The organism is Mycobacterium bourgelatii (assembly GCF_010723575.1).
Classification (GTDB): Bacteria; Actinomycetota; Actinomycetes; order Mycobacteriales; family Mycobacteriaceae; genus Mycobacterium; species Mycobacterium bourgelatii.
Map to the genome: position 1 here is coordinate 2,094,635 of NZ_BLKZ01000001.1, position 22,281 is coordinate 2,116,915.

Genomic DNA, 22,281 nt, shown 5'->3' on the forward strand with positions numbered 1-22,281 from the left:
CGCTAGATCTTGCGGATGACCGTGACGACCTTGCCGAGGATGGTCGCGTCATTACCGGGAATGGGATCGAAGGCGGGGTTGTGCGGCATCAGCCAAACCTGACCACCCGCGCGCTTGAAGGTCTTGACGGTGGCCTCCCCGTCAATCATGGCCGCGACGATGTCGCCGTTGTCGGCGACGTTCTGCTGCCGTATGACCACCCAGTCACCATCGCAGATCGCCGCCTCGACCATCGAGTCACCGACCACCTTGAGCAGAAACAGCGTGCCTTCGCCGACCAACTCACGCGGCAACGGAAAAACGTCTTCGACTGCTTCCTCGGCCAGGATTGGCCCACCGGCCGCAATGCGTCCGAGGACCGGCACAAAAGTGGGTTCCGGCAACGCATCTGACCCAGCCACGTCGGTCACCGGCCCCGTCGGAGCGCCGTCGTCGGCGCCGCGGACATCTACCGCCCTCGGCCTGTTCGGGTCACGACGCAGGTAGCCCTTGCGCTCCAGGGTGCGCAACTGATGAGCAACCGACGAGGTCGACGTCAGGCCGACCGCATCACCGATCTCCCGGATGCTGGGCGGGTATCCGCGGTTCACGACGGAGGTGCGGATGACATTCAGGATGGTCCGCTGACGCTCGGTCAACGTCGAATCAACCGCATGCAGTCCGCCTTGCGCGCCAGTACCTGAGGTGTCGTTGCTGTCGCTCATGGAAATGAACTCTAGCCCCACCTCGCACGAGAATCAAACATGTGTTCGACCGCGTGTCGCACGTCGACGATCCGGCGCCTGAGCACCTGAATCACAAGTGTGTAACTCTCGGCGCGTCCGGGTATCCGGCGTTCATGGGACCCACAGCGACCGAACCGAACTTGTCGGTGGTGTGGGTTAGCGTTTTGCCCGTGCGACACGCATCGCTCAAATGTTCGGATATCGAACACCTGAGCGACTATGGTCGAACAAGGTCGAACAAGGTCGAACACACGAGCGATTAAGCAGTTGTCCGGAGGAAGCCGCCATGACTCTCATCTACGCAGGTCCGTCTCGCACCTGGAATCCGTCCCGCCCGGTGCACGAGCCGCGGGCGGGAAGGGTCGGAGCTGGGCGGACACGCCGTCCGGGCCCGTCTCGGCCGGCCGGAGCTCCCTTGCGCTACCGCGGCACCGGCGTCGCGGTGTCGAGGGCGCCGCACCGCCGGCGGCCCGTTACGCCGCTGACCACGGTCGGGCTGGCACTGCTTGCCGGGCTGATCACGTTGTGGCTGGGCGCGGTGGCGAACTTCGGCGGCATGGTCAACGGCGGCTCGTCCGACGCGACTGGCCGCGTGCCGGACACGCTCGCCGTGGTGCGCGTCGAGCCGGGGGAGTCCCTGAAGGACGTCGCGGCTCGGGTCGCGCCGGACGCACCCGCTCGGGAGGTTGTCGAGCGGATTCGCGAGCTCAACGCCTTGAACTCGTCGGCGCTGTCCGCTGGTCAGACGCTTATCGCTCCGGTCGGCTGACCGACCGTGTCGTACGCGAGGCCGTGTATGGCGGTACGCGAGTACGCTCTTAGACGTCCACGGATATCCGGATACGGCGAAGGAGCGGCGATGCACTGTCCGTTCTGTCGCCATCCTGACTCGCGCGTAATCGACTCGCGGGAAACCGATGAGGGCCAAGCCATTCGGCGTAGGCGGTCGTGTCCGGAGTGTGGTCGACGATTCACGACGGTGGAGACGGCGATCCTGGCCGTAGTGAAACGCAGCGGCGTCACCGAACCCTTCAGTCGCGAAAAGGTGATCAGCGGCGTGCGCCGAGCCTGTCAGGGCCGTCAAGTAGACGACGACGCGTTGAATTTGTTGGCACAGCAGGTCGAAGACACCGTGCGGGCCGCCGGATCCCCGGAAGTGCCCAGCCACGAGGTCGGCTTGGCCATTCTCGGTCCCTTGCGTGAACTGGACGAGGTCGCATATCTGCGGTTCGCCTCGGTGTACCGGTCCTTTTCGTCGGCCGACGACTTCGAGCGTGAGATCCAAGCGCTTCGCGCGCATCGCAAGGTGTCGACCTCCACCACGTCGTCCAGCTGAGCGTTGGTGGGCCGCTAGGCTCACCTGGTGGCTCCCGAACTGCACCCTGATGTTCAAGCATTGGCGCCGCTCCTGGGTACCTGGGCGGGCCGCGGCAGAGGCGAGTACCCGACGATCGAGTCGTTCGAGTACCTCGAAGAGGTCGTGTTCGCCCACGTCGGCAAGCCGTTCCTGGTGTACGGGCAAAAGACCAAGGCGGTAGCCGACGGTAAGCCCTTGCATGCCGAGACAGGGTATTTGCGGGTACCGAAACCGGGCCAGGTCGAGTTGATCCTGGCGCACCCGAGCGGAATCACCGAAATCGAGGTCGGCACGTATTCGTGCGACGACGGCGTCATCGAAATCGAGACGACCACAGCCGACGTCGGTCTCTCGCCCACCGCCAAAGAGGTGACCGCACTCGGGCGTTCGTTCCGAATCGCCGGTGGCGAACTGTCGTACTCAGTGCGGATGAGCGCGGTTGGACAACCATTGCAGCATCACCTCGGTGCCGTATTGCAGCGCACGGAGTGACGCCTTCGGGTGTCAGTCAACCTGTCGCACACCATCATCGACGACTCGGCCGGCCACGCCGACCCAGCCCTCGGGGCTCCAACTGGTGTGGATCAGCGAGCCCTTGCCCTGAGTGATGGTGAGATCGCGGCTGAGGTAATCGGTCATTCGAATGGCCGCCGAACCGGTTGCTTCGTCTTCCTCGACACCCAGATTGGCCGCGAAGAAGCGGGCCCGCAGCGCCCCGGCCGATTCATCGGTCCACGCCCACAGGTAGTGCGCCGTGTCATCGGGAAAGTCGGCGGGGTCCGCGGACGTTAGCGCATCGACCGCTCCGAGATCGTGAATGGTGAACTCGGGCGCCCATTCCGCGCGTGCGCTGACGCGTGTCAGATCGCCCTCATACCCGACCTGGATGACGCCGGCGGGCACCTGCAGCGTCTTGATCGGTGTCCCTTGCTCGCGTAGCCACCAAGCCGCCCCGACGGTCGGGTGGCCGGCGAATGGCAGTTGGGTGCGGGGGGTGTAGATGGTGGCGTGCGCGGTGGTGGCACCGGTGCCAGGAAGATCGACGAATATGGTTTCGCTGTAACCCAATTGGGCCGCCAGGCGCTGCCGGTCGCGGGGTGCGACCTTACTGGCATCGACCACGCCGAGCGGGTTGCCGAAGTTCCCGTCGGGATCCGTGAAAACGCGCAGCACGGTTACGTCGATGCTCATGACTCGACGGTACGACTACGACTCAGATTGCGCTGCTAGGACTCAGGTTGCGCTGCGTTCGTCGGAACCGATCGCGCTGAGCACCGCCACACGGGTATCGGCCGGACCGGCGACCGTTCCTTCGCCGCCGCCAGTGCGCAGCAATTCCCGCAGCGCCGCCTGATCGTATTCCGGAGGCTCGGTGGTGTCGATGAAGCCGAGGACCACGTCGATGAACCGGGCCGGGTCGTCATGGAACGGGAAATGCCCAGAGCCCTCGAAGATTTCGAGCCGGGACCCGGGCATTGCGGCATGCGCCATCTCGGCGTGACGGACGGGGACGACCACGTCGTGGCTGCCCCAGATGATCTGCACCGGGATGGCCTGGGTCAAATAGCAGCGGTCCAGCATGGTGACGATCTGCCCACGCCAGTCCACCACGGCGCGCAACGTGCGACTGAACGCCGCCGACGCCGTCGGCTCAGGCAGGTCGTTGAGGACCCGCAGCATGTTCGGCAGATCGCGTCCCAGACGGGTGGTCCCGACCGCTTGGCCTACGACCTTCCCGACGAGTTGGATCGCCGGCAGCAGCAACGGCAGCCGCAGCACCGCAAGCGCTTCGGTGCCCATCGGCAGGGAGGCCAATCGCAGCACGAAGTTGACGTCTTTGGTCACGCCACCGGCGCCGACCAAGATCAACCGTTCGACCATTTGCGGGAACTGGTAGGCAAATTGCATTGCTACGCCGCCGCCCAGCGAATGCCCGATGATGGTCGCCCGCTCGATGTCGAGCACGCTGAGCAGGTCGCGCATGCCATTGGCGTAGGCCGCAACCGAGTAGTCGGCGCGTGGTTTGTCGGATTTGCCGTGGCCCAACAGGTCCGGGGCGATAACGGTGAATCGCTGGGCCAGGGTGGCGTGCACCGAGGTCCAAGTGGTCGAGTTGTCGCCGATGCCGTGGATCAGCAGGATCGCCGGACCGGACCCGGCTATCCGGAACGCGCGTTTATAGCCGTGGATGGTGCGGAACTGCAGCGAAGGCGCAGTCACTTCCCGCACCGGGCGAAGTTTGCGCTTTCGCTCGGTCATCTCGGCAACCTCGTTGTCGGGCCGGCAGCGGCGTTAGCAGGGGCGTCATCGACGTCTCAGGCCTTGTCGTCATCGTCGTACTTCTTTTCGGCCTCTTGAGCCAGAAAGCGCTCGAATTCCGCTCCCAGCTCGTCTCCGCTCGGCAGATCCTCGTCGTTTGCCAGCAAGGATCTGTTTTCCTGAGCGTCGATGAAGGCATCGTACTGGCGCTCGAGTGCCGCCACCACTTGAGCGACTTCTGCGCTCGCTTGGACCTGTTCGTCGATCTTGGCCCGAATCTCGGCCGCCGCTTCGGCCAGCGCCGCCAGCGGCAAGTCCAGTGACCCGGTCTTGGCCACCTGCTCCAGCAGCGCTTGTGCGGCAGCGGGATAGTCCGTCTGCGTCAAGTAATGCGGGACATGCACGGTGAACCCGACCACCTCGTGGCCGAATTGGGCCATCCGGTACTCCAGCAGGTTGGAAGCGCTTCCAGGAACCTGGATTTCGGAGATCCACGGCTGGAAACCGGCGATCAGGTCCCGATTGTTGGAGTGGGCCGTCATGGTGATCGGACGCGTGTGTGGCACGGCCATGGGTACGGTGCCCAGCCCGATGGTCTGGCGCACCCCCAGTTTCTCGGCCAGCAACCGCACGGCGTTGATGAATCGCTCCCACTTCAGATCCGGTTCCAATCCGGCCAGCAGCAGAAACGGGGTGCCGGCACTGTCGCGCAGCGCATACAGACTGAGCTCTGGGTCCTCGTACTTGGTGAAGTGATCGGTCTTGAACGTCATCAGCGGTCGCCGGGAGCGGTAGTCGAGCAACTCATCGATAGCGAACGAGGCGACCAGCTCGGTGTCCAGGGCCTCCTTCAGGTGCGCCGAAGCCAGGCGGATCGCGTGGCCGGCGTCGGAAAAGCCCTCCAGTGCGTGCACCAGCACCGGTCCGCGGCCGTCGGCCGTCGACAACACGGGAGCCGGGAACTCAAGTTCGTACATGCCGGGCTGACCCGGTTCATAACTCTGCGCTTCATCGCGATATTCGTCGTGCGTCATGGGTTTGCCTCCTTTCGGGGGTCGTCTCCAGCGTGCCCGATAAGTGTGAGTCCATGCGGGGGTACCAATAATTGAAGCAGCAAAACCTCGGCACCTTTGCTGGGGTAAAACGCGGCTGCGCCAGCCTGTATTTCGACCGCGTGAACAGAAGCCGCTGAACGCGCTCGGTGCCGTGAAGTACGGCATGATGTGCACCGATGCGAAGGGTCACGGCAGCGCTGTGTATGCCGGTGGGTGTGGCGATGCTCCTGACATCGTCATGCGCCCGGCCGGTTGATCACGCGTCCAGCGGCAGCGCGCCGCTGACCAGCGCATCGGTACGCCAGCTCGGTGAACCGGCGCACGTCCGGGCCGCCGGGCCGGTCAGCCCGGATCCGCGGGTAGGCGCGCTCTTTTTGAACGGCAAGCCGGTGCACTTCTGCACCGGGTCGGTGCTGCATTCCGCCACCGGCGACCTGGTGTTGACGGCCGCGCACTGTCTGCAGGGCGGCTCGCGGCTGACCTTTGTGCCTGCCTTCGAAAATGACGCCGCGCCGTCGGACAGGTGGACCGTGGTACAGGTCTACCTGGATCCGCGCTGGGCCGGCAGTAGGGACCCGCGCGCCGACTATGCAATTGCCCGCGTGCGTGGCCCCGGCAAGAGCGTGCTGGAGGAGCGAACGGGCGCGGCACTGACCCTCAGCACCGCACCGCCCCCGGGCAGCCTGGTGACTGTCACGGGCTACCCGGCCGGGGTCGGTGGCCAGCCGATCGCCTGCCAGGGCAGCACGCGGACCACCGACGAGGGGTTCCCGTCGCTGCAGTGTCAGGGGTTGGTCGGCGGGACCAGCGGGGCGCCGTGGGTCCGCGGTTCCCGGGTGACCGGGGTGATCGGGGGTTTCGAGGCCGGCGGATGCACCGCCGACGTCTCGTATTCGGCGCCGTTCGACGAGCACACCGCGCAGCTGCTGGCGCGCGCCGAGGCGGGCGGGCCCGGCGACACCGCGCCGAGCGGTCTCGATGACGCCTGCTAGCTCACGTTCCGCCGCTGCTCAGCTGAGAAACTGACTGAGCGCGCGCATCTTGTTGGTCACGTCCAGCGCGGCCACCTTGTACGCCTCGGAGAACGTCGGGTAGTTGAACACCGCGTCGACCAAGTAGTCGACGGTGCCGCCGCAGCCCATCACGGCCTGTCCGATGTGAACCATCTCGGTGGCGCTGGTACCGAAGATGTGTACGCCCAGCAGCGTGCGGTCTTTGGTGGACACCAGCAGCTTGAGCATCCCGTAGGAGTCGCCGGCGATCTGGCCGCGGGCCAGTTCGCGGTAGCGGGCGACGCCGACCTCGTATGGGATCGCATCCCTGGTCAGCTCGACTTCGGTGGCGCCGACGTAGGAGATCTCGGGAATCGAGTAGATGCCGATGGGCTGCAGCTCGGTGATGCCGTCGGTCGGCTCGCCGAACGCGTGGTAGGCCGCTAGCCGGCCCTGGTCCATCGAGGTGGCGGCCAGCGCCGGGAAGCCGATGACGTCGCCGACCGCATAAATGTGGTCGACCTTGGTCTGGAATTCGCTGTCGACGAAGATCCGGCCGCGGCTGTCGGCCTCCAAGCCGGCGTTCTCCAACCCCAGGTGCTCAGTTTGACCTGACCGGCCGGCCGAGTACATCACCGTCTCGGCCGGGATCTGCTTGCCGCTGGCCAGGGTGGTGACGGTGCCCGACGCGCTGACGTCGACCGCGGTCACTTCCTCGCCGAACCGGAAGGTCACCGCCAGGTCGCGCAGGTGGAATTTGAGCGCCTCGATGATCTCCGGGTCGCAGAATTCGAGCATGTTGGCCCGCTTCTCCACGACCGTCACCTTGGTGCCCAGCGCGGCGAACATCGATGCGTACTCGATGCCGATGACCCCGGCGCCGACCACGACCATCGATGCCGGCAGCGACCTGAGGTCCAGGATGCCGTCGGAGTCCAGCACCCGCTTCTCGTCGAACTCGACCCCGGACGGCCGCACCGGCTTGGTTCCGGTGGCGATGACGATGTGATCGCCACTGACGGTCACCCGCTCGCCCTGGGAGTCTTCCTCGACCAGGATGGTGTGCGGGTCCAGGAAGCGGCCGTGGCCCAGGACAAGGTCGACCCGGTTACGCATCAACTGTGAGCGCACCACGTCCACCTGCTTGCCGATCACGTGCTGCGTTCGTGCCAGAAGGTCAGCGGGGGTGATCTTGTCTTTCACTCGGTAGCTCGCGCCGTAAAGCTCGCGCTGGCTCATGCCGGTGAGATAAACGACCGCCTCGCGCAACGTCTTTGACGGGATCGTGCCCGTGTTCACACAGACGCCGCCGACCATGCGGCCGCGCTCCACCACGCACACGGATTTGCCCAGCTTGGCCGCAGCGATCGCTGCCTTCTGACCGCCTGGCCCCGAGCCAATAACGACCATGTCGTATTCCCGCATCGAACTCATGGCGTAAACCATAAAGCCCACAGTCGCGACTTTCTCCACAAGCGGGCAGTCAATTCGGCTTCGCGGCGCAAAGTTGACGGTCGAACCCGTCAGCGTTAGGGCTCATGACGAACCATCGAGCAGACTTTGCCCTGAACCGCCCCGAAGCACTTATCGCCGCGCTCCCCGCCGTCCTCGGCTTCGTCCCCGAAAAATCTCTTGTGTTGGTGACTTTCGCCGATCGCAAACTCGGGTCGGTGATGCGCGTCGACTTGTCCGACGCGCTGGTCCACCAGATCGGCCATCTTGCCGAGGTCGCCGCTGCCGCGCGACCCGAGGGCGCGATTGCGGTGATCGTCGACGCGGAAGGCGCGCTCTGCACGGTGTGCAACGAGGAGTACCGGGAGCTGGGCACGGATCTCGGCGAGGCACTCTCGCGGCACCGGATCGAACTGTGGGCGGCACACGTGGTGGATCGGGTCGCGCGGGGCGGCCGCTGGCATTGCGTGGACGGCTGCTCCTGCAGCGGCGTGGTCGACGACCCGGCGTCCTCACCCTTGGCGGCCGCGGCGGTGCTGGAGGGCAGGCGGCTTTACGGCCGCCGTGCCGACCTGCAGGCCGTCATCGCTATGGACGATCCGGCCCGTAGCGCGCAGCTGGTCACCGTGATGGGCGAACAGGCGGCCAGGCGTCAGCGGGCGCACCGGGCCGACCCGCGGGGCTGCAGTCGCCGCGATGTCGAAAACGCGATTGCTGCCGCCACTCGCGCCGCCGAGGGGCAGCCGCTGTCAGACGCCGAGCTTGCCGAGTTGGGGTGCGCGCTGACAGACGTGCAGGTGCGGGACACGCTCTATGCGCTCTCCGTGGGCGAGAGCGCGGCGGCGGCGGAGTCGTTGTGGGCCGCGCTGGCCCGCGTGTTGCCGTCGCCGTGGCGCGTGGAGCCGCTGGTGTTGCTCGCGTTCAGTGCCTACGCCCGCGGCGACGGGCCGCTCGCCGGGGTGTCGCTTGAGGCGGCGCTGAGTTGTCAGCCCGACCATCGAATGGCCGGGATGCTTGATACGGCACTGCAATCCGGCTTGCGGCCTGACGACATCCGGGATCTGGCTCAGACGGGCTACCGACTGGCCAAGCAGCTCGGGGTGCGCTTGCCGCCGCGAAAGCTGTTCGGCCTTCAGGCGGGCTGAACGCCGGTAGGACGCGGCGGGGTCGGCTGGGTCAGACCTTCTCGACCTTGACCGCGTGCGCCATCTCGTGGGGCAGGGTCACATTTTCGTGGCCCGGGATGAGGATGGTCACCCCGCCGCTCACGCCGGTCTCGACGGTCACGCGCGCATTGGGTACCACGCCGGCGTCCTTCAGCCGGGAGATCAGGTCGATGTCGCCCTGGACGTGCTCGGTGAGTTGCCGGACGACCACCGCCACCGGCGATCCCGGCGGCAATTCGGTCAACCGCACCAGGTTCCCGTCGTCGGAGCCGGAGTCCGGGCCCACGCCGAGATCCAGCAGACCCGGAATCGGGTTGCCGAACGGGGAGGTTGTGGGGTGGTTGAGCACCTTGACCAACCGGCGCTCGACATCCTCGCTCATCACGTGCTCCCACCGGCATGCCTCGGCGTGCACCTCTTCCCAAGGCAACCCGATGACATCGACCAAAAGCCGCTCGGCGAGGCGGTGCTTGCGCATCACGGCAATGGCCAGGGCGCGGCCCTTCTCGGTGAGTTCCAGATGGCGGTCGCCCGCAACACGAAGGAGCCCGTCACGTTCCATCCGGGACACGGTCTGGCTGACGGTAGGTCCGCTCTGCTCGAGCCGCTCGGCAATGCGGGCGCGCAGCGGCGTCACGCCCTCTTCTTCGAGGTCGTAGATGGTGCGCAGGTACATCTCGGTGGTATCAACCAGGTCGTTCATTCAGCATCCTCCGTTGCCGCCGAGTCTACTTCTCCAAGCGCGTCAGTGGTTCGCCAAAACGCCCACCGCAGCAGTATGCCCGCCGCATGACGCGGCGGGCACACCGTCTTCCACCTAAGTTGACTCAGACTAGCTAGCGCTAGCTGGCGTATGAGCGCAGCCGGTCGGCGCGTTCGCCGTGCCGCAGCTTGCACATCACATCCCGCTCGATCTGGCGGACCCGCTCGCGGGACAGGCCGAACAGCTTTCCGATCTGGTCCAGCGTGCGCGGCTGGCCGTCGTCCAAACCGAAGCGCAGCCGGATCACCTGGTGCTCCCGTTCGTCGAGAGTGGCCAGCACGCTGCGGATGTCGGTGTGCAGCAACTCGGCGATGACCGCGTTCTCCGCGGACATGGCTTCTGCGTCCTCGATGAAGTCACCCAGCGGGGCTTCTTCCTCCGAGCCGACCGGCATGTCCAGGCTCACCGGGTCGCGGCTGTGCTCCAACAGGTCGTTGATCTTTTCGACCGGGATGCCCGACTCGGCGGCAAGTTCCTCGTCGGTGGCCTCGCGGCCGAGGTTCTGGTGCAGCTCCCGCTTGATTCGCGCCAGCTTGTTGACCTGCTCAACGAGATGAACGGGCAGCCGGATGGTGCGGCTCTGGTCGGCCATGCCGCGGGTGATCGCCTGACGGATCCACCAGGTGGCGTACGTCGAGAACTTGAAACCCTTTGTGTAGTCGAACTTCTCCATCGCGCGGATGAGGCCCAAGTTCCCTTCCTGGATGAGATCCAGCAAAGGCATGCCGCGGCCGGTGTAGCGCTTGGCCAGCGACACGACCAACCGCAGGTTGGCTTCCAACAGGTGACGCCGGGCGGCTTCGCCGTCGCGCACTACCTCTTGCAGTTCGCGCTTACGGTTCTCGCCGAGACGCTTACGCGTCTGCAGCAGATGCTCCGCGTACAGTCCGGCTTCGATGCGCTTAGCCAGCTCAACCTCACCGGCGGCGTCGAGCAACGCCGTCTTGCCGATGCCGTTGAGATACACCCGCACCAAATCCGCTGCTGGACTCTGAGCATCCAGATCGCCGTCAACCCGGCTTGAGGTGGCCCCTACTGTGGGCTGTGCCATTGCGCCCTCCCGATCGGCTTGTGTTGTCATGAGGTGTAACGAGAAGTCTGGTGAGAGAGTTCCCGGGCGGCCGTCATCTCACACCCCGTGACGTGCAGGAATGTCCCGGCGACCTGAGAATGTCCTGAGAAGTTCGGCCGGTGGCCGCTCAGGCGGAACTGCGGCCAGGTCTGGGCCTGGCTGGGTCTGCGCTAGGGCTGGGCTTGTGCTTCGGGCTGGGCCCTAGGGCTAAGGCTGGCTGCGGAAGTCTCCGTATCCGTCCACATAGCCGTCCACGAAGCCACCGTCAGCTTGCGGCGCCGAATGCCGTGACGGCTTGGCCTCCAGCGCCGGACGCTCGGCGGTGGGGAACAGCGGCGTGCGCCGACGGGACTCCTCGAATCGCCTCGGCTCGTCAGCGGATCGGGGTGGCCGGTCGTTGGCGATCAAAACGGCCATCCACGGCAACGGTATGGAGACCGCCACGATCAGCAGTGAGATCAGTCCGTTGTGCCAGGCGCCGTAGGCGACCGCCGCGAGGATGAGCGCGGGAATGCGGAAAGACATCAGCGTCAAGTACTTACGTACCCGGGCACGATGCTGGACTTCATATGAGGGTGCGGCGGCGGTGATCAGTACGGGTCGGCCATCGTCGTCGAACCCCAACTCGGGGCCGCGCTTCATACCTCCACTGTTGCACACCTCAGCCGATTCCGGTTGGGCCGAGTCAGGATGCACAATGTCACGTATGCAGACCCACACGATCGAGCGCACCGACACCGACGAACGCGTCGACGACGGGACCGGCAGCGATACCCCCAAGTACTTCCATTACGTCAAGAAGGACAAGATCGCCGAGAGCGCGGTGATGGGTAGCCACGTCGTCGCCTTGTGTGGCGAGGTGTTCCCGGTGACGCGCGCCGCGAAGCCGGGCTCACCGGTGTGCCCGGAATGCAAGCGGATCTACGAACGGCTCAAGAGGGACTGATTTCCGCCGACGGCTCGGCCGCCGCGGTGTCCTGCTTCGTGTCCTGCTTGGCGGTCGTTGAAACCGGTTCCGTGCCCCTGCCGAACCGCGCCACCAACCATTTGCGCAGCCGGTGGGCGTGTGTCGCAGGCGCCGGCCATTCCTCCTGGACCGCGGCGTTCAGTTCGGCGCCGATCATGATGGAGAAACCGCCGAAGTAAGCGAACAACAAGAACGCGATGGGTGTCGCGAGCGCTCCGTACGTGTAGCCGGTGCTGCCGATCCATCTGAGGTAGAAGCGCAGGATCAACGTCGCGGCGAGGAAGACGACGGTCGCCAACACCGTGCCGGGTATCAGTCGATGCGTTGGCAGCGGTACCGGCAGCGCCACCCGGTACAAAACCGTCACCCCGGCCATCAGGCCCAGGATCAGGGCGGGGTAGTAGCCGTAGTGGAGCAGATTCTGCATGCCCTCGGGAATGTGCTCGCTGACCTTGCGCGGGCCGACGACCGCCACTGGCGCGGTCACGACCACGAACATCAGCATCACTATGTAGAGGAACAGCGCGAAGAAGCGCTGCCGCACAGGGTGTCGCAACGGCGTCTGGTCGTGCGCCTCGACCACGGCATCGACGAACGACGAAACCGCTGACGACCCCGCCCACAACGAAATGAAGAAACCCAACGACACCACCTCGCCGCGTGCGGTTCGGGTGATGTCGCGAATCGTGGGTTGAATGATCTCGTTGACGACGTTGGGAGAGAAGAAGTTGCGGGTCGTCGAGAGCACCGTTTTGATGATCGCGTCCAGCGTGTCGGGACCGAACAACGGCGCTACGTAGGCCAACGCCCCCAGCATCCCCAGCAGCAACGGTGGGGTGGACAGGCACGTCCAAAAACCTGCTTCGGCCGACTCCGAGAAGATCGAGTCATCCCAGGCTTTGGACAGAGTCCTCTTGCCGATGTGCCAGATGTGGTGGCGGGACGGCTTCGGCGGAGCATGCGCGGTCATCCGGTCCAGCATTCCGCAAGTTTGCCCGTACCGCCGTCATTGCCGAGGGCGAGTTTGCGGATTTAGACGCTGCTGCTGCTGGTCTCCAACACCGCGGCCAATTCCACCAGTTTCGCCTCGTGCTTGTTGGCGTGGTGCTGGCAGAAGAGAAGCTCGGCTCCAGAGGGCAGCTTGGCACGCACACGGGCCGCTGCACCGCAGCGGTCGCAGCGGTCTGCTCTTGTCAGTTCGGGACTGGTCAGAGTTGCGTTCATGGCTTCTCCGTTCTCGCGTATGTCTAACTGTGTCAGACGTTTGCCGTTTTCGCCTTGTTCCCAACCTGTTGTCAGGTGTGTCGTTTCTCACGGATTTTTTGAGCGAAAATTGGGCATCCTCTGTAGGATGACTGCCACGCCTGACCTGCTGGTCCACCTGTGTGGCAGCGAGGATTGGTCAGCTGCCCGCCGTCTCGGCGGAATTCATCCCAGTGCCGATATCGGCTTTATCCATTTGTCGACTCCGGAGCAAGTGCATCTGCCCGCCAACCGCCTTTACCGTGGTCGACGCGATTTGCTCCTGCTCCATATTGACCCATTAACGCTTGATTCGCCCGTGGAATGGGAACCGGGTGTAGAGACAGATCCAGAGTCGATGTTATTCCCACACCTGTACGGGCCGCTGCCACTGCGCGCGGTTATCAAAGCCACGCCCTACCTGCCTGGGGAGGACGGGACCTTCCCGCCTGCGGCAGTGCCACCGGCGATTTAGCTGTCAGCGTAAGCGTCGGCAAGGTAGGCGTCGGCTTCGATCTCCACCAACAACTCGGGTGAGATCAGCGCCGAGACCTCCACCATCGTGGCCACCGGACGAACCTCGCCGAAAACCTCTGCATGCACGTCGCCGACTTCGCGCCAACGGTCGATATCGGTGATGTAGATGCGGGTGCGCACCACATCGGTGAGTGCGGCTCCCGCCTGAGTCAACGCGATCTCAATGCGACGCAACGCGTCCCGTGCCTGTGCAGCGACGTTGTCACCACTGCCCGTCGTGCCCGCCACCGCCACGTGTGGCCCTACTCGCACGGCGCGCGAGTAACCGACGGCGGCTTCGAATTCGGACCCGGACGAGACATTCTGGCGGGGCAGTGGCATGCGCGTCACAGTACGACGCGATGTCCATCCGGCGCAGAAGGCTTGGACTGCCGCAGCTTGGGGTACGGCCAACGTATGAAACAGGATCCGAAGGACGCCACGCAGGTGACCGAGGAACAGCGCCGGATGCAGGAAGAGCTGGATCACCAGGGCGAAGACCCCGACGCGCCCGCGTTGCATCAGTCTCGGCACGACGTCGCCGACGAAACCCGGCGTTGATCCCCCGGCTTTACCTGTTCGGACTTTGCTGGTAGCTAGTGCTGTGTGCGCTTGTTTCCTGTCACGGTCGTGGTTGCCGTGGCAGTTGTGGCCGCGGGTTGTGGGGGAGTGCCTCACCACTCCGGTCCTTCACTCAACGACGAGGTACGCGTCGGCAAATTCATGTTCACCGTGACTGCGATCAGTCTCGGCGTGCCGAAAACCGGAACCCGCACGGCGCAAGGCACTTTCGTCATCGTCAACCTCAGGGTGCGGAACATGGTCGCCGTGCCGCAACCCGTTTACTGCCAGGACCAGACGCTCAAAGACCGCAACGGCAGGCGATACGACAACGCCGTGAACCTCGATAGCCACACCGACCGCACAGTCATCCAGCCCGGCAAAGCGGTTCAGATCAAGTGCGCCTTCGATGTCCGGAAGGATTCGCTACCGGACAGCGTTACGTTGCGCGACTCGCAGTACACCAGCGGCGTGACGGTCACTCTTCTGCGGTGACGCGACTCCGTAAGCGGGCGAGCGGAGGACCGTCACCAATTTTGTGGATGTCATGTCGCGTTGCGCGGAGTTAATGTTTTTGCATCCGGCCTGCCGATTCCTTGCTGGGGGCATCAAGACCGACTTCGGCATCCCGCGGCGGTCATGATGCTTTGAGAGGTGCGCTGTGTCCTTGTTGATCGTGGGGCCGGAAGCTTTGACGGTGGCGTCTGCCGATTTGACCGGTATCGAGTCGGCGCTAAGTGCGGCCAATGCGTCGGCGACCGCTCAAACGACCGCAGTTGTGGCTGCGGCTTCCGATGAGGTGTCGGCCGCCATCGCGGCCGTGTTCTCCAGCTACGGCCGGGAATACCAAGCGCTCAGCGCAGCAGCGTTGGCGTTTCATGATCAGTTCCTGCACGCCCTGAGCGGCGGCGCCGCTGCATACTCCACCGCCGAGGCCAGCAACAAGGGACTCTTGAACGTCTTCGCGGACAACGTGCTTGGGGTGATCAACACCCCGACGCAGGTGTTGTTGGGACGTCCGCTGATCGGCAACGGCGCCGACGGTGCGGCCGGCACCGGCCAAAACGGCGGTGCCGGGGGGATCTTGTTCGGAAACGGCGGCCGAGGGGGATCGGGTGCTCCAGGCATGGCCGGGGGCAGGGGTGGCGACGCGGGTTTGTGGGGAAACGGCGGAGCCGGCGGACGTGGCGGGGACACCGTGCTCGGCGGCCCCGCCGGCGATGGTGGCGTCGGCGGGGCCGGCGGGACGGGCGGCTGGCTGTTCGGCCACGGTGGGGCCGGTGGATCCGGTGGGGCGTCCCTCGGAGTCGCGGGCACTGGTGGCGCCGGCGGCGCAGGTGGTCGAGGTAGCTGGCTGTACGGCGACGGGGGCCACGGTGGCTCCGGCGGCGCTTCAGTGACCGGCAGCGGCGGGCCGGGCGGCGCCGGCGGTTCCGCGGTTTTGTTCGGCGGTGGGGGAGACGGCGGTGGCGGAGGACCGGGTACGAATTTGGGCGCCGTACCCGGCGCCGCGGGCGGAGACGGCGGTAACGCCGGTCTGCTGGTCGGCGACGGCGGGAACGGCGGCCCTGGCAGCATCGGTGCGCCGCCTGGCAGCGGTGGCCTCGGCGGCATGCATGGGCTGCTGCTCGGCTATGGAGGAGCTGACGGCTAGTCAGCCGCGGTGATCAGCAAGGCAAGCGGTAACGCCGTTTAGTCCAGGTAGTCGCGCAGGACCTGCGACCGGCTGGGGTGGCGCAGCTTCGACATCGTCTTGGACTCGATCTGACGGATGCGCTCCCGCGTCACCCCGTAGACCTGGCCGATCTCGTCGAGGGTGCGGGGCTGACCGTCGGTGAGACCGAAACGCAGCCGCACCACGCCGGCCTCGCGCTCCGAGAGGGTGTCCAGCACGGACTGCAGCTGGTCTTGGAGCAGGGTGAACGACACCGCGTCGACGGCGACCACGGCCTCGCTGTCTTCGATGAAGTCGCCCAGCTGGCTGTCGCCCTCGTCGCCGATGGTCTGGTCCAGCGAAATGGGCTCCCGGGCGTACTGCTGGATTTCCAGCACCTTCTCCGGCGTGATGTCCATTTCCTTGGCGAGCTCTTCGGGGGTGGGCTCGCGGCCCAGATCCTGCAGCAGCTCGCGCTGGATGCGGCCCAGCTTGTTGATGACCTCGACCATGTGCACCGGAATACGGATGGTGCGGGCCTGGTCAGCCATGGCGCGGGTAATGGCCTGGCGGATCCACCACGTCGCGTAGGTGGAGAACTTGTAGCCCTTGGTGTAGTCGAACTTCTCCACCGCGCGGATCAGACCCAAATTGCCTTCCTGGATCAAGTCGAGGAAGGCCATGCCGCGGCCGGTGTAGCGCTTGGCCAGCGACACCACCAGACGGAGGTTGGCCTCCAGCAGGTGGTTCTTGGCGCGATCACCGTCGCGGCAGATCCACATCATGTCGCGGCGCTGGGCGGCGGGCAGCTTCTCGCCCCGCTCGGCCATCTCGCTCATCAGCTGCGTTGCGTACAGACCCGCCTCGATCCGCTTCGCCAGCTCGACTTCTTCCTCGGCGTTGAGCAGCGCAACCTTGCCGATCTGCTTCAGGTAGGCGCGCACCGAGTCGGCGGATGCGGTGAGTTCGGCATCCTTACGCGCCTGACGCAGCGCTTCGGACTCGTCTTCATCCCAGACGAAATCCCCAGAGGCCTTGTCTTTTTCGGAGGGCTCGGAGATCTCCTCGTCCTCTTCGGCAGCGGGGCTCGCGGGAACGACGGCAACGGCTTCGTCCTCGGCGTCGTCGGCGTCCGCCGCTACCTCGTCGTCCTCAAGTTCGTCCAGAACCAGGTCGGTTGCCTCGATCTCCAGATCCTCGACGGCTTCGACCGCGAGGTCGGGATCCGCCTCGAGGTCCTCGGCAACCTCCAGTTCGGCGTCAGAATCGATGACGACGTCGTGGGCGGAAGCGTCCTTGGGGGCCGCTTTGGCGGTACGGGTTGCTTTGGCGGGGGCTTTTGCCGCGCGGGTCCGCTTGGGGGCGCCGTCGGCCGCCTCATCTTCAGGCTTGGCGGTCCGGCCGGCCGCTTTGCTGGCCCGCTTCGCGGGGGCCGCGCCATTACCCGCCTTGGCGGCCGTTCGCTTGGCCGCGGCTTTAGTGGCGGTCCGCTTCACCGGCTCTTCGGTCGCCGGGCCTGCCTTGATCGCTGCCACTTACACCCTTTCGGTCGTGCTCACTTCCGGTGGGTTTGGGCGTGCTGAACCGAAAGTGTCTGCTTATGTCGAATGTCGGCGTTTGATACCAGCGTGAATACTCGCGCGCTATCGGTTGGGCGGTCGCCGACGACCATTGTAACTTCCGTGCGCTGTGGTACTGGCCGAGCGCGCAAAATCAGTGCGTCACGTCGGTGACCGACGCCATCGCCGCGCCCACGATTCCGGCGGCATTCTGCAGGGTTGCCGGCACCACGGGCGTGCGGTTTTCCAGCAGCGGCACCCACTTGTCGGCCTTGCGGCTGATGCCGCCACCAGCGATGAAAAGGTCGGGCCAGATCGCGTTTTCGATGGCGATCAGGACTGTGGTGACCTCCTTCGTCCACCTCTTGTAGCTCCAGTCGTTGCGCTCTTTGACCGACGATGCGGCCCGGTGCTCGGCCTCCATTCCGCCGACCTCGATGTGTCCGAACTCGGTGTTCGGTATCAACACGCCGTTGTGGATCACCGCAGAGCCGATCCCGGTTCCGAACGTGAGCAGCACGACCAAACCCTCATGCCCCTTGCCCGCGCCGTAACGTTCTTCGGCCAGTCCGGCCGCATCCGCGTCGTTGAGGATTGTGACGTTTTGTCCGGGGAGTTCGGCGCTGATGACGTCGTGCGCATTGGTCCCGATCCAGGACTTGTCCACGTTGGCCGCCGTCCGCACCACCCCGTGGGTGACGACACCGGGATAGGTCACCCCGAGCGGGCCGGTCCAGCCGAACCCGTCGACGACCTCGGCGATGGTCTTGGCAACCGCCGACGGCGTGGCGGGCTGCGGTGTCGGCAGCTTGATCCGTTCGCCGATCAGAGCGCCGGTGTCCAGGTCGACGATGGCCCCTTTGATGCCGCTGCCGCCGACGTCGATGCCGAATCCGCGACGTTGGGATGTGGTGGTCTCTGACGCGGGTTCCGTGCTGGTCATCGAATCTCCTCGGCGAGAAGTGGGCTGTCCGGACTCACCCTATCCAGCGACGCAAGCCCTTCGGCTCTGTCGATTGAGCGCATGTTCAGCGACGAACCCGTTGGGGGTGCGTCAGGCGGGCGAGCCCAGCGCGAAGCGCGGTCGATGTGATGCGATAGACGAGTGACGCGACCCGACGACGAGCCGGCGCGACTGCGCGCGGTGGCCGAAACGTTGGCCGCGGAGGCGGCGGCGTTCGTCCGACAGCGGCGGGCCGAGGTGTTCGGTGCCGTCCCGGGCACGGGCCAGGGCCCCGCAACCCCACCCGACGACGAAGTGGTCCAGTCCAAGACCACCCCTACCGATCCGGTGACCGTGGTCGATACCGACACAGAGCGCCTGTTGCGCGATCGGCTGGCCCAATTGCGGCCCGGCGACCCGATTCTCGGCGAGGAGGGCGGCGGTCCGGATACGGCCGCCCGGGCTGGCGAGATCACCTGGGTGGTGGACCCCATCGACGGCACGGTGAACTTCGTCTACGGGATCCCGGCGTACGCGGTGTCGGTCGCGGCGCAGGTGGACGGTGTATCGGTGGCGGGTGCGGTTGCCGACGTCGTCGGCAAGCGGCTGTACTCGGCGGCCACCGGCCTCGGTGCACACGTCACCGATGACCGGGGGACCCGCCCGCTGCGCTGCACAAGCGTCGACAAATTGTCGATGACGCTGCTGGGCACGGGCTTTGGCTACTCAGCGCGGCGCCGGACCGCCCAGGCGGCCCTGGTGGCCCGCATGCTGCCGCTGGTACGGGACGTGCGCCGGATCGGTTCGGCGGCCTTGGACCTGTGCATGGTGGCCGCGGGCCGGCTGGATGCGTTCTACGAGCACGGCCTGCAGCCGTGGGACCGCGCGGCGGGATGCCTCATCGCCGCCGAAGCGGGGGCACGAGTGGTGTCGCCCGCGCCGGACGTGCGGGGCGCGGGGATCACCGTGGCTGCCGCGCCCGGGATCGCCGAAGAGCTGCTGGCGGTGCTGGCGCGGTTCGGCGGCCTGGACCCTATCGAGGAGTGACCGTCAGCAACTGCTGGCGTGGATCTTGGCCAGCAGTGCGGGATCCGAGGGCTCGGTGGCGCCGGGACGCAGCGCCGCCAGGGCGGAGTCGATGTTGTCGCTGTGGGCCAGCGCGGTGAATTCGGTGCCGAGGACCAGATCGACGGAGTCATCCGCTCGGCCGTCATGAAACAGCTCAGTACAAGGCGCCACCAGCCAGACGGCGGCCGCGGCCGCTTGTCCGGCGGTGCCGAACCGAATCTGGCCTTGGCAGGTGAGCCGGGTGCCCGCATAGACAGGGTCGTTGGCGGCGGTCGGTTGGGCGAAGCCCAGATCCTGGAGCGCACCGGCGACATCGGCGGCCTGCCCGCCGCGTCCGCTGGCGTTGAGGACGCGGATCCTGGTGTCGGTGAGCTTTGCCGGAGCGACGTCGGTCATCTCGGTGCGGGTGACTAGCTCGCCGAGGCTGGGGGGCGCGGTAGCTTCGGCCGGAAGTGGCGGTGGGTTGCACGTCGCGGCCTCGCGAACATCGGACTTCCGTGTCAGCGCGGCTGTCCAGACCGCCGCCGTCGCCGCAAACAAGAGGATCAGGACCACGATCGCCGGACGCGGGTTGCGCCGCCGAAAGGGTCGGCCATGCTTGTCGAAGGCGGTGCCTTCTGTGATTTGTGCGACCACACAAGCACTCTAATCGCACCCTGAACCGCGTCGTTCCGCGCCGTTTGCCGCCGACAGTCGTAATGTGTGACGCAAATCACACTCTAATAGCGCAAGATGCGGGCACGAATCATTTGGTGGATGCGTTCGGCACTGGTACAAAGCGTTGCTTGGACTAAAGGCTTTAGGGGATGAGACGGGGAGATGAAGATGCCTACCGACTACGACGCTCCGCGGCGTACCGAAACCGACGACGTCTCGGAAGACTCGCTGGAGGAGCTCAAGGCGCGACGTAACGAGGCCGCGTCGGCGGTCGTCGACGTGGACGAATCCGAGTCTGCGGAGTCTTTCGAGCTTCCTGGTGCCGACCTGTCCGGTGAGGAGCTGTCGGTGCGCGTCATTCCTAAGCAGGCCGACGAGTTCACCTGCTCGAGCTGCTTCCTGGTGCAGCACCGCAGTCGGCTGGCCAGCGAGAAGAATGGCGTGATGATCTGTACCGACTGCGCAGCCTGATCGGTCAGCTGCGTAATGCCGACAGCACCCGCTCTGGGTGGCGGCAACTCACCAACCAGTACGGCGTGGGATCGTCCGGGTCGTCGAGTACTACCAAAACCATGGGGCCCACCCATGCGCGGTGCACGACGAATGCGGCCGGATCTAATTGGCGGCCTAGTGCCGCCGACTTGGCGCTGCGCGGGATTTCGGCGGAGCGGGTGATGACCGTGACCGGCAGATGCGCCTCACCGGCCCAAAGTTCGACTTCGTCACCCGCGGTGACACGGATTTCGATGCGGCCGAGCCACAGCAGGACGCCCGCCGCGACCGGTAGCAGGATCGCGTACGGCAGCCAGTCGGGTAGCGCGCGCACACCCAGGTTGACTTCGAAGGCAATGAGCCCCGCCAGCGCGAAAGCCGGGGGCCACCACCACCAGGGCACCCACAGCCGTTCGCGATATCGCACGTTGTGCGGAGCGACGCGGGTATCGGACATCCGGTCAAGGGTAATCTGTGCCCCCGTGTCGACCACTCTCACCGTTGTCCGTCTCGACCCCGGGCTCCCGATGCCCAGCCGCGCCCACGAGGGCGACGCCGGGGTCGACCTGTTCAGCGCCGAAGACGTCGAGCTGGCACCGGGACACCGTGCCCTGGTGGGCACCGGCGTCGCGGTGGCCATCCCCTTCGGCATGGTGGGCTTGGTGCATCCACGCTCCGGATTGGCTTCGCGTGTAGGGCTTTCGATCGTCAACAGCCCGGGCACCATCGACGCGGGTTATCGTGGCGAGATCAAGGTCGCGCTGATAAACCTGGACCCGGTGACCCCGATCGTGGTGCATCGCGGCGACCGCATCGCCCAGTTGCTGGTGCAGCGGGTCGAGCTGGTCGAGTTGGTTGAGGCCTCGTCCTTCGACGAGGCTGGGCTGGCCCAGACCTCCCGTGGCGACGGCGGCCACGGGTCCTCCGGCGGACATGCGAGTTTGTGATGACGACGCGGTCGGGGTACCGCCCGCTGGCGGAGGACGAAGCGATGAAGAGGAGCGGCGTTGATGGCTGCATTCGGTAGACGTAAAGGCAAGGACAACCCCGAATCCGCTCCTGACGAAGCCAAGGCGCCAGAGGTCGCCGAGACTCCGGTGGAAGAGCTCGCCGAAGCCGTCGAAGAGGCCGAAGAGCTGGTCGGCCCCTTCGACATCGAGGATTTCGACGACCCGTCTGTCGCCGAGATTGCTCGCCTTGACCTCGGTTCGGTGCTGATCCCGATGCCGGCCGCGGGCCAGATGCAGGTGGAGCTCACCGAGACCGGGGTGCCCAGCGCGGTATGGGTCGTCACGCCTAACGGCCGTTACACGATTGCCGCCTATGCAGCGCCGAAGACCAGCGGGCTGTGGCGTGAGGTGGCCAGCGAGCTGGCCGAGTCGCTGCGCAAGGACTCGGCAAAGGTGTCGATCAAGGACGGCCCGTGGGGACGCGAGGTGGTCGGGACCGCGTCCAGCGTGGTGCGTTTCATCGGCGTCGACGGCTACCGCTGGATGATCCGCTGCGTGGTCAACGGCCCGGCCGAAACCATTGACGCGCTGACCGACGAGGCCCGGGAGGCGTTGGCCGACACGGTCGTTCGCCGCGGCAACACGCCCCTTCCGGTGCGGACGCCGTTGCCGGTGCAGTTGCCCGAACCCATGGTCCAGCAGCTGCGCGAGGTCGCGGCCCAGCAAGCCGCGGCGCAGCAGCAGGAAAGCGAGGCGGATGCCCGCCGCGGAGTCGAAGGTTCGGCCATGCAGCAGTTGCGCAGCACCACCACCGGCGGCTAGCTAGCCGCG

28 protein-coding genes and 1 pseudogene are annotated in these 22,281 nt (G+C 65.9%); 14 read left to right on the forward strand and 15 right to left on the reverse strand.

The features are described from left to right. Nucleotides 1–2: 2 nt before the first annotated feature. On the reverse strand, nt 3–704 hold the full coding sequence (gene lexA / locus G6N68_RS09300; protein WP_163710793.1) for a transcriptional repressor LexA: 702 nt from the start codon (nt 702–704) through the stop codon (nt 3–5). 307 nt (nt 705–1,011) lie between these two features. On the opposite strand from lexA, the gene G6N68_RS09305 reads away from it, so the two are divergent. From G6N68_RS09305 to G6N68_RS09315, 3 genes are all read left to right on the forward strand, one after another. Beyond that, nucleotides 1,012–1,494, forward strand: a complete 483-nt coding sequence (locus G6N68_RS09305; RefSeq protein ID WP_163710796.1) for a LysM peptidoglycan-binding domain-containing protein — start codon at nt 1,012–1,014, stop codon at nt 1,492–1,494. A 90-nt stretch (nt 1,495–1,584) separates the two neighbouring features. Next, nucleotides 1,585–2,061, forward strand: a complete 477-nt coding sequence (gene nrdR / locus G6N68_RS09310; RefSeq protein ID WP_163710799.1) for a transcriptional regulator NrdR — start codon at nt 1,585–1,587, stop codon at nt 2,059–2,061. A gap of 27 nt (nt 2,062–2,088) precedes the next feature. Then, nucleotides 2,089–2,574: a peroxynitrite isomerase gene (locus G6N68_RS09315; RefSeq protein WP_163710801.1), complete on the forward strand. Its 486-nt coding sequence runs from the start codon at nt 2,089–2,091 to the stop codon at nt 2,572–2,574. 12 nt (nt 2,575–2,586) lie between these two features. Here the strand turns inward: G6N68_RS09315 and G6N68_RS09320 are convergent, their stop codons facing one another. The 3 genes from G6N68_RS09320 to G6N68_RS09330 are packed head-to-tail and all read right to left on the reverse strand — an operon-like array spanning nt 2,587 to nt 5,375. Beyond that, nucleotides 2,587–3,273 (reverse strand): PhzF family phenazine biosynthesis protein, encoded by a 687-nt coding sequence (locus G6N68_RS09320; protein WP_163710804.1) that lies wholly within the window; start codon nt 3,271–3,273, stop codon nt 2,587–2,589. Nucleotides 3,274–3,315: 42 nt separating this feature from the next. Further along, entirely contained in the window at nt 3,316–4,341 is a 1,026-nt protein-coding gene (locus tag G6N68_RS09325) for an alpha/beta fold hydrolase (protein WP_163710807.1), read from the reverse strand. Between the two features lie 56 nt (nt 4,342–4,397). Next, nucleotides 4,398–5,375, reverse strand: coding sequence for a proteasome assembly chaperone family protein (locus G6N68_RS09330; RefSeq protein WP_163710810.1), 978 nt, complete (start codon nt 5,373–5,375; stop codon nt 4,398–4,400). Nucleotides 5,376–5,572: 197 nt separating this feature from the next. Between G6N68_RS09330 and G6N68_RS09335 the strand changes: the two genes are divergently transcribed. Beyond that, complete coding sequence (locus G6N68_RS09335; RefSeq protein WP_163710813.1) at nt 5,573–6,388, forward strand: trypsin-like serine peptidase; 816 nt, start codon at nt 5,573–5,575, stop codon at nt 6,386–6,388. Between the two features lie 18 nt (nt 6,389–6,406). Here the strand turns inward: G6N68_RS09335 and sthA are convergent, their stop codons facing one another. After that, nucleotides 6,407–7,813, reverse strand: a complete 1,407-nt coding sequence (sthA, locus tag G6N68_RS09340; RefSeq protein ID WP_163718385.1) for a Si-specific NAD(P)(+) transhydrogenase — start codon at nt 7,811–7,813, stop codon at nt 6,407–6,409. A gap of 113 nt (nt 7,814–7,926) precedes the next feature. Between sthA and G6N68_RS09345 the strand changes: the two genes are divergently transcribed. Beyond that, nucleotides 7,927–8,985, forward strand: coding sequence for a DUF4192 domain-containing protein (locus tag G6N68_RS09345; protein ID WP_163710816.1), 1,059 nt, complete (start codon nt 7,927–7,929; stop codon nt 8,983–8,985). 31 nt (nt 8,986–9,016) lie between these two features. Here G6N68_RS09345 and G6N68_RS09350 read toward each other — a convergent pair whose 3' ends face one another. The 3 genes from G6N68_RS09350 to G6N68_RS09360 all read right to left on the reverse strand — a co-directional run bounded on the left by G6N68_RS09350 (nt 9,017) and on the right by G6N68_RS09360 (nt 11,483). Continuing rightward, the gene (locus G6N68_RS09350; protein WP_163710819.1) at nt 9,017–9,709 is read right to left on the reverse strand and encodes an iron-dependent transcriptional repressor DtxR; all 693 of its coding nucleotides are present in this window, start codon (nt 9,707–9,709) and stop codon (nt 9,017–9,019) included. A 139-nt stretch (nt 9,710–9,848) separates the two neighbouring features. Then, the gene (gene sigB, locus G6N68_RS09355; protein ID WP_163710822.1) at nt 9,849–10,820 is read right to left on the reverse strand and encodes a sigma-70 family RNA polymerase sigma factor SigB; all 972 of its coding nucleotides are present in this window, start codon (nt 10,818–10,820) and stop codon (nt 9,849–9,851) included. Nucleotides 10,821–11,048: 228 nt separating this feature from the next. Beyond that, the gene (locus tag G6N68_RS09360; protein ID WP_276069111.1) at nt 11,049–11,483 is read right to left on the reverse strand and encodes a DUF3099 domain-containing protein; all 435 of its coding nucleotides are present in this window, start codon (nt 11,481–11,483) and stop codon (nt 11,049–11,051) included. Nucleotides 11,484–11,547: 64 nt separating this feature from the next. On the opposite strand from G6N68_RS09360, the gene G6N68_RS09365 reads away from it, so the two are divergent. Continuing rightward, nucleotides 11,548–11,787, forward strand: coding sequence for a DUF3039 domain-containing protein (locus G6N68_RS09365; protein ID WP_205351288.1), 240 nt, complete (start codon nt 11,548–11,550; stop codon nt 11,785–11,787). Here G6N68_RS09365 and G6N68_RS09370 read toward each other — a convergent pair. Continuing rightward, nucleotides 11,774–12,778 (reverse strand): YihY/virulence factor BrkB family protein, encoded by a 1,005-nt coding sequence (locus tag G6N68_RS09370; protein ID WP_163718388.1) that lies wholly within the window; start codon nt 12,776–12,778, stop codon nt 11,774–11,776. The two genes, G6N68_RS09365 and G6N68_RS09370, sit on opposite strands and share 14 nt — an antisense overlap. Before the next feature lie 62 nt (nt 12,779–12,840). Beyond that, entirely contained in the window at nt 12,841–13,032 is a 192-nt protein-coding gene (locus G6N68_RS09375; protein ID WP_163710829.1) for a DUF7455 domain-containing protein, read from the reverse strand. A 127-nt stretch (nt 13,033–13,159) separates the two neighbouring features. On the opposite strand from G6N68_RS09375, the gene G6N68_RS09380 reads away from it, so the two are divergent. Further along, nucleotides 13,160–13,525, forward strand: coding sequence for a DUF952 domain-containing protein (locus G6N68_RS09380; protein WP_163710832.1), 366 nt, complete (start codon nt 13,160–13,162; stop codon nt 13,523–13,525). Here the strand turns inward: G6N68_RS09380 and G6N68_RS09385 are convergent. Next, on the reverse strand, nt 13,522–13,908 hold the full coding sequence (locus G6N68_RS09385) for a RidA family protein (protein ID WP_163710835.1): 387 nt from the start codon (nt 13,906–13,908) through the stop codon (nt 13,522–13,524). The two genes, G6N68_RS09380 and G6N68_RS09385, sit on opposite strands and share 4 nt — an antisense overlap. A gap of 75 nt (nt 13,909–13,983) precedes the next feature. Here G6N68_RS09385 and G6N68_RS30120 point away from each other — a divergent pair, with 75 nt between their 5' ends. From G6N68_RS30120 to G6N68_RS09395, 3 genes and pseudogenes are all read left to right on the forward strand, one after another. Beyond that, entirely contained in the window at nt 13,984–14,127 is a 144-nt protein-coding gene (locus tag G6N68_RS30120) for a hypothetical protein (protein WP_205351290.1), read from the forward strand. A gap of 78 nt (nt 14,128–14,205) precedes the next feature. After that, a complete protein-coding gene (locus G6N68_RS09390; RefSeq protein ID WP_163710837.1) occupies nt 14,206–14,622 on the forward strand; it encodes a DUF4352 domain-containing protein in 417 nt (138 codons plus the stop codon). 166 nt (nt 14,623–14,788) lie between these two features. Beyond that, nucleotides 14,789–15,778 (forward strand): annotated as a pseudogene (locus G6N68_RS09395) (PE family protein); the annotation flags it as partial. A gap of 41 nt (nt 15,779–15,819) precedes the next feature. Here G6N68_RS09395 and G6N68_RS09400 read toward each other — a convergent pair. Continuing rightward, a complete protein-coding gene (locus G6N68_RS09400; RefSeq protein WP_163710843.1) occupies nt 15,820–17,316 on the reverse strand; it encodes an RNA polymerase sigma factor in 1,497 nt (498 codons plus the stop codon). A gap of 178 nt (nt 17,317–17,494) precedes the next feature. Further along, nucleotides 17,495–18,283 carry a polyphosphate--glucose phosphotransferase gene (gene ppgK, locus G6N68_RS09405; RefSeq protein WP_163710846.1) on the reverse strand — a complete coding sequence of 263 codons (789 nt, stop codon included), beginning with the start codon at nt 18,281–18,283 and terminating at the stop codon, nt 17,495–17,497. A gap of 162 nt (nt 18,284–18,445) precedes the next feature. Here ppgK and G6N68_RS09410 point away from each other — a divergent pair, with 162 nt between their 5' ends. Beyond that, nucleotides 18,446–19,330 carry an inositol monophosphatase family protein gene (locus G6N68_RS09410; RefSeq protein ID WP_163710850.1) on the forward strand — a complete coding sequence of 295 codons (885 nt, stop codon included), beginning with the start codon at nt 18,446–18,448 and terminating at the stop codon, nt 19,328–19,330. 3 nt (nt 19,331–19,333) lie between these two features. On the opposite strand, the gene cei is transcribed toward G6N68_RS09410, so the two are convergent. Continuing rightward, a complete protein-coding gene (gene cei / locus G6N68_RS09415; RefSeq protein ID WP_163710853.1) occupies nt 19,334–19,987 on the reverse strand; it encodes an envelope integrity protein Cei in 654 nt (217 codons plus the stop codon). Nucleotides 19,988–20,176: 189 nt separating this feature from the next. On the opposite strand from cei, the gene G6N68_RS09420 reads away from it, so the two are divergent. After that, nucleotides 20,177–20,479, forward strand: a complete 303-nt coding sequence (locus G6N68_RS09420) for a DUF4193 domain-containing protein (RefSeq protein ID WP_003919098.1) — start codon at nt 20,177–20,179, stop codon at nt 20,477–20,479. Nucleotides 20,480–20,483: 4 nt separating this feature from the next. Here the strand turns inward: G6N68_RS09420 and G6N68_RS09425 are convergent, their stop codons facing one another. Continuing rightward, the gene (locus G6N68_RS09425; RefSeq protein WP_163710857.1) at nt 20,484–20,957 is read right to left on the reverse strand and encodes a DUF3093 domain-containing protein; all 474 of its coding nucleotides are present in this window, start codon (nt 20,955–20,957) and stop codon (nt 20,484–20,486) included. Nucleotides 20,958–20,982: 25 nt separating this feature from the next. Between G6N68_RS09425 and dut the strand changes: the two genes are divergently transcribed. Next, nucleotides 20,983–21,447, forward strand: a complete 465-nt coding sequence (gene dut / locus G6N68_RS09430) for a dUTP diphosphatase (RefSeq protein WP_163710861.1) — start codon at nt 20,983–20,985, stop codon at nt 21,445–21,447. A gap of 63 nt (nt 21,448–21,510) precedes the next feature. After that, a complete protein-coding gene (locus tag G6N68_RS09435) occupies nt 21,511–22,272 on the forward strand; it encodes a DUF3710 domain-containing protein (RefSeq protein WP_163710864.1) in 762 nt (253 codons plus the stop codon). Nucleotides 22,273–22,281: the final 9 nt, after the last annotated feature.

Bases quoted from the DNA above. Each gene is read 5' to 3' on its own strand.
- lexA (WP_163710793.1), bottom strand. From the start codon at position 704: ATGAGCGACAGCAACGACACCTCAGGTACTGGCGCGCAAGGCGGACTG.
- G6N68_RS09305 (WP_163710796.1), top strand. From the start codon at position 1,012: ATGACTCTCATCTACGCAGGTCCGTCTCGCACCTGGAATCCGTCCCGC.
- nrdR (WP_163710799.1), top strand. From the start codon at position 1,585: ATGCACTGTCCGTTCTGTCGCCATCCTGACTCGCGCGTAATCGACTCG.
- G6N68_RS09320 (WP_163710804.1), bottom strand. From the start codon at position 3,273: ATGAGCATCGACGTAACCGTGCTGCGCGTTTTCACGGATCCCGACGGG.
- G6N68_RS09325 (WP_163710807.1), bottom strand. From the start codon at position 4,341: ATGACCGAGCGAAAGCGCAAACTTCGCCCGGTGCGGGAAGTGACTGCG.
- G6N68_RS09330 (WP_163710810.1), bottom strand. From the start codon at position 5,375: ATGACGCACGACGAATATCGCGATGAAGCGCAGAGTTATGAACCGGGT.
- G6N68_RS09335 (WP_163710813.1), top strand. From the start codon at position 5,573: ATGCGAAGGGTCACGGCAGCGCTGTGTATGCCGGTGGGTGTGGCGATG.
- sthA (WP_163718385.1), bottom strand. From the start codon at position 7,813: ATGCGGGAATACGACATGGTCGTTATTGGCTCGGGGCCAGGCGGTCAG.
- G6N68_RS09345 (WP_163710816.1), top strand. From the start codon at position 7,927: ATGACGAACCATCGAGCAGACTTTGCCCTGAACCGCCCCGAAGCACTT.
- G6N68_RS09350 (WP_163710819.1), bottom strand. From the start codon at position 9,709: ATGAACGACCTGGTTGATACCACCGAGATGTACCTGCGCACCATCTAC.
- sigB (WP_163710822.1), bottom strand. From the start codon at position 10,820: ATGGCACAGCCCACAGTAGGGGCCACCTCAAGCCGGGTTGACGGCGAT.
- G6N68_RS09360 (WP_276069111.1), bottom strand. From the start codon at position 11,483: ATGAAGCGCGGCCCCGAGTTGGGGTTCGACGACGATGGCCGACCCGTA.
- G6N68_RS09365 (WP_205351288.1), top strand. From the start codon at position 11,548: ATGCAGACCCACACGATCGAGCGCACCGACACCGACGAACGCGTCGAC.
- G6N68_RS09370 (WP_163718388.1), bottom strand. From the start codon at position 12,778: ATGACCGCGCATGCTCCGCCGAAGCCGTCCCGCCACCACATCTGGCAC.
- G6N68_RS09375 (WP_163710829.1), bottom strand. From the start codon at position 13,032: ATGAACGCAACTCTGACCAGTCCCGAACTGACAAGAGCAGACCGCTGC.
- G6N68_RS09380 (WP_163710832.1), top strand. From the start codon at position 13,160: ATGACTGCCACGCCTGACCTGCTGGTCCACCTGTGTGGCAGCGAGGAT.
- G6N68_RS09385 (WP_163710835.1), bottom strand. From the start codon at position 13,908: ATGCCACTGCCCCGCCAGAATGTCTCGTCCGGGTCCGAATTCGAAGCC.
- G6N68_RS30120 (WP_205351290.1), top strand. From the start codon at position 13,984: ATGAAACAGGATCCGAAGGACGCCACGCAGGTGACCGAGGAACAGCGC.
- ppgK (WP_163710846.1), bottom strand. From the start codon at position 18,283: ATGACCAGCACGGAACCCGCGTCAGAGACCACCACATCCCAACGTCGC.
- G6N68_RS09420 (WP_003919098.1), top strand. From the start codon at position 20,177: ATGCCTACCGACTACGACGCTCCGCGGCGTACCGAAACCGACGACGTC.
- G6N68_RS09425 (WP_163710857.1), bottom strand. From the start codon at position 20,957: ATGTCCGATACCCGCGTCGCTCCGCACAACGTGCGATATCGCGAACGG.
- G6N68_RS09435 (WP_163710864.1), top strand. From the start codon at position 21,511: ATGGCTGCATTCGGTAGACGTAAAGGCAAGGACAACCCCGAATCCGCT.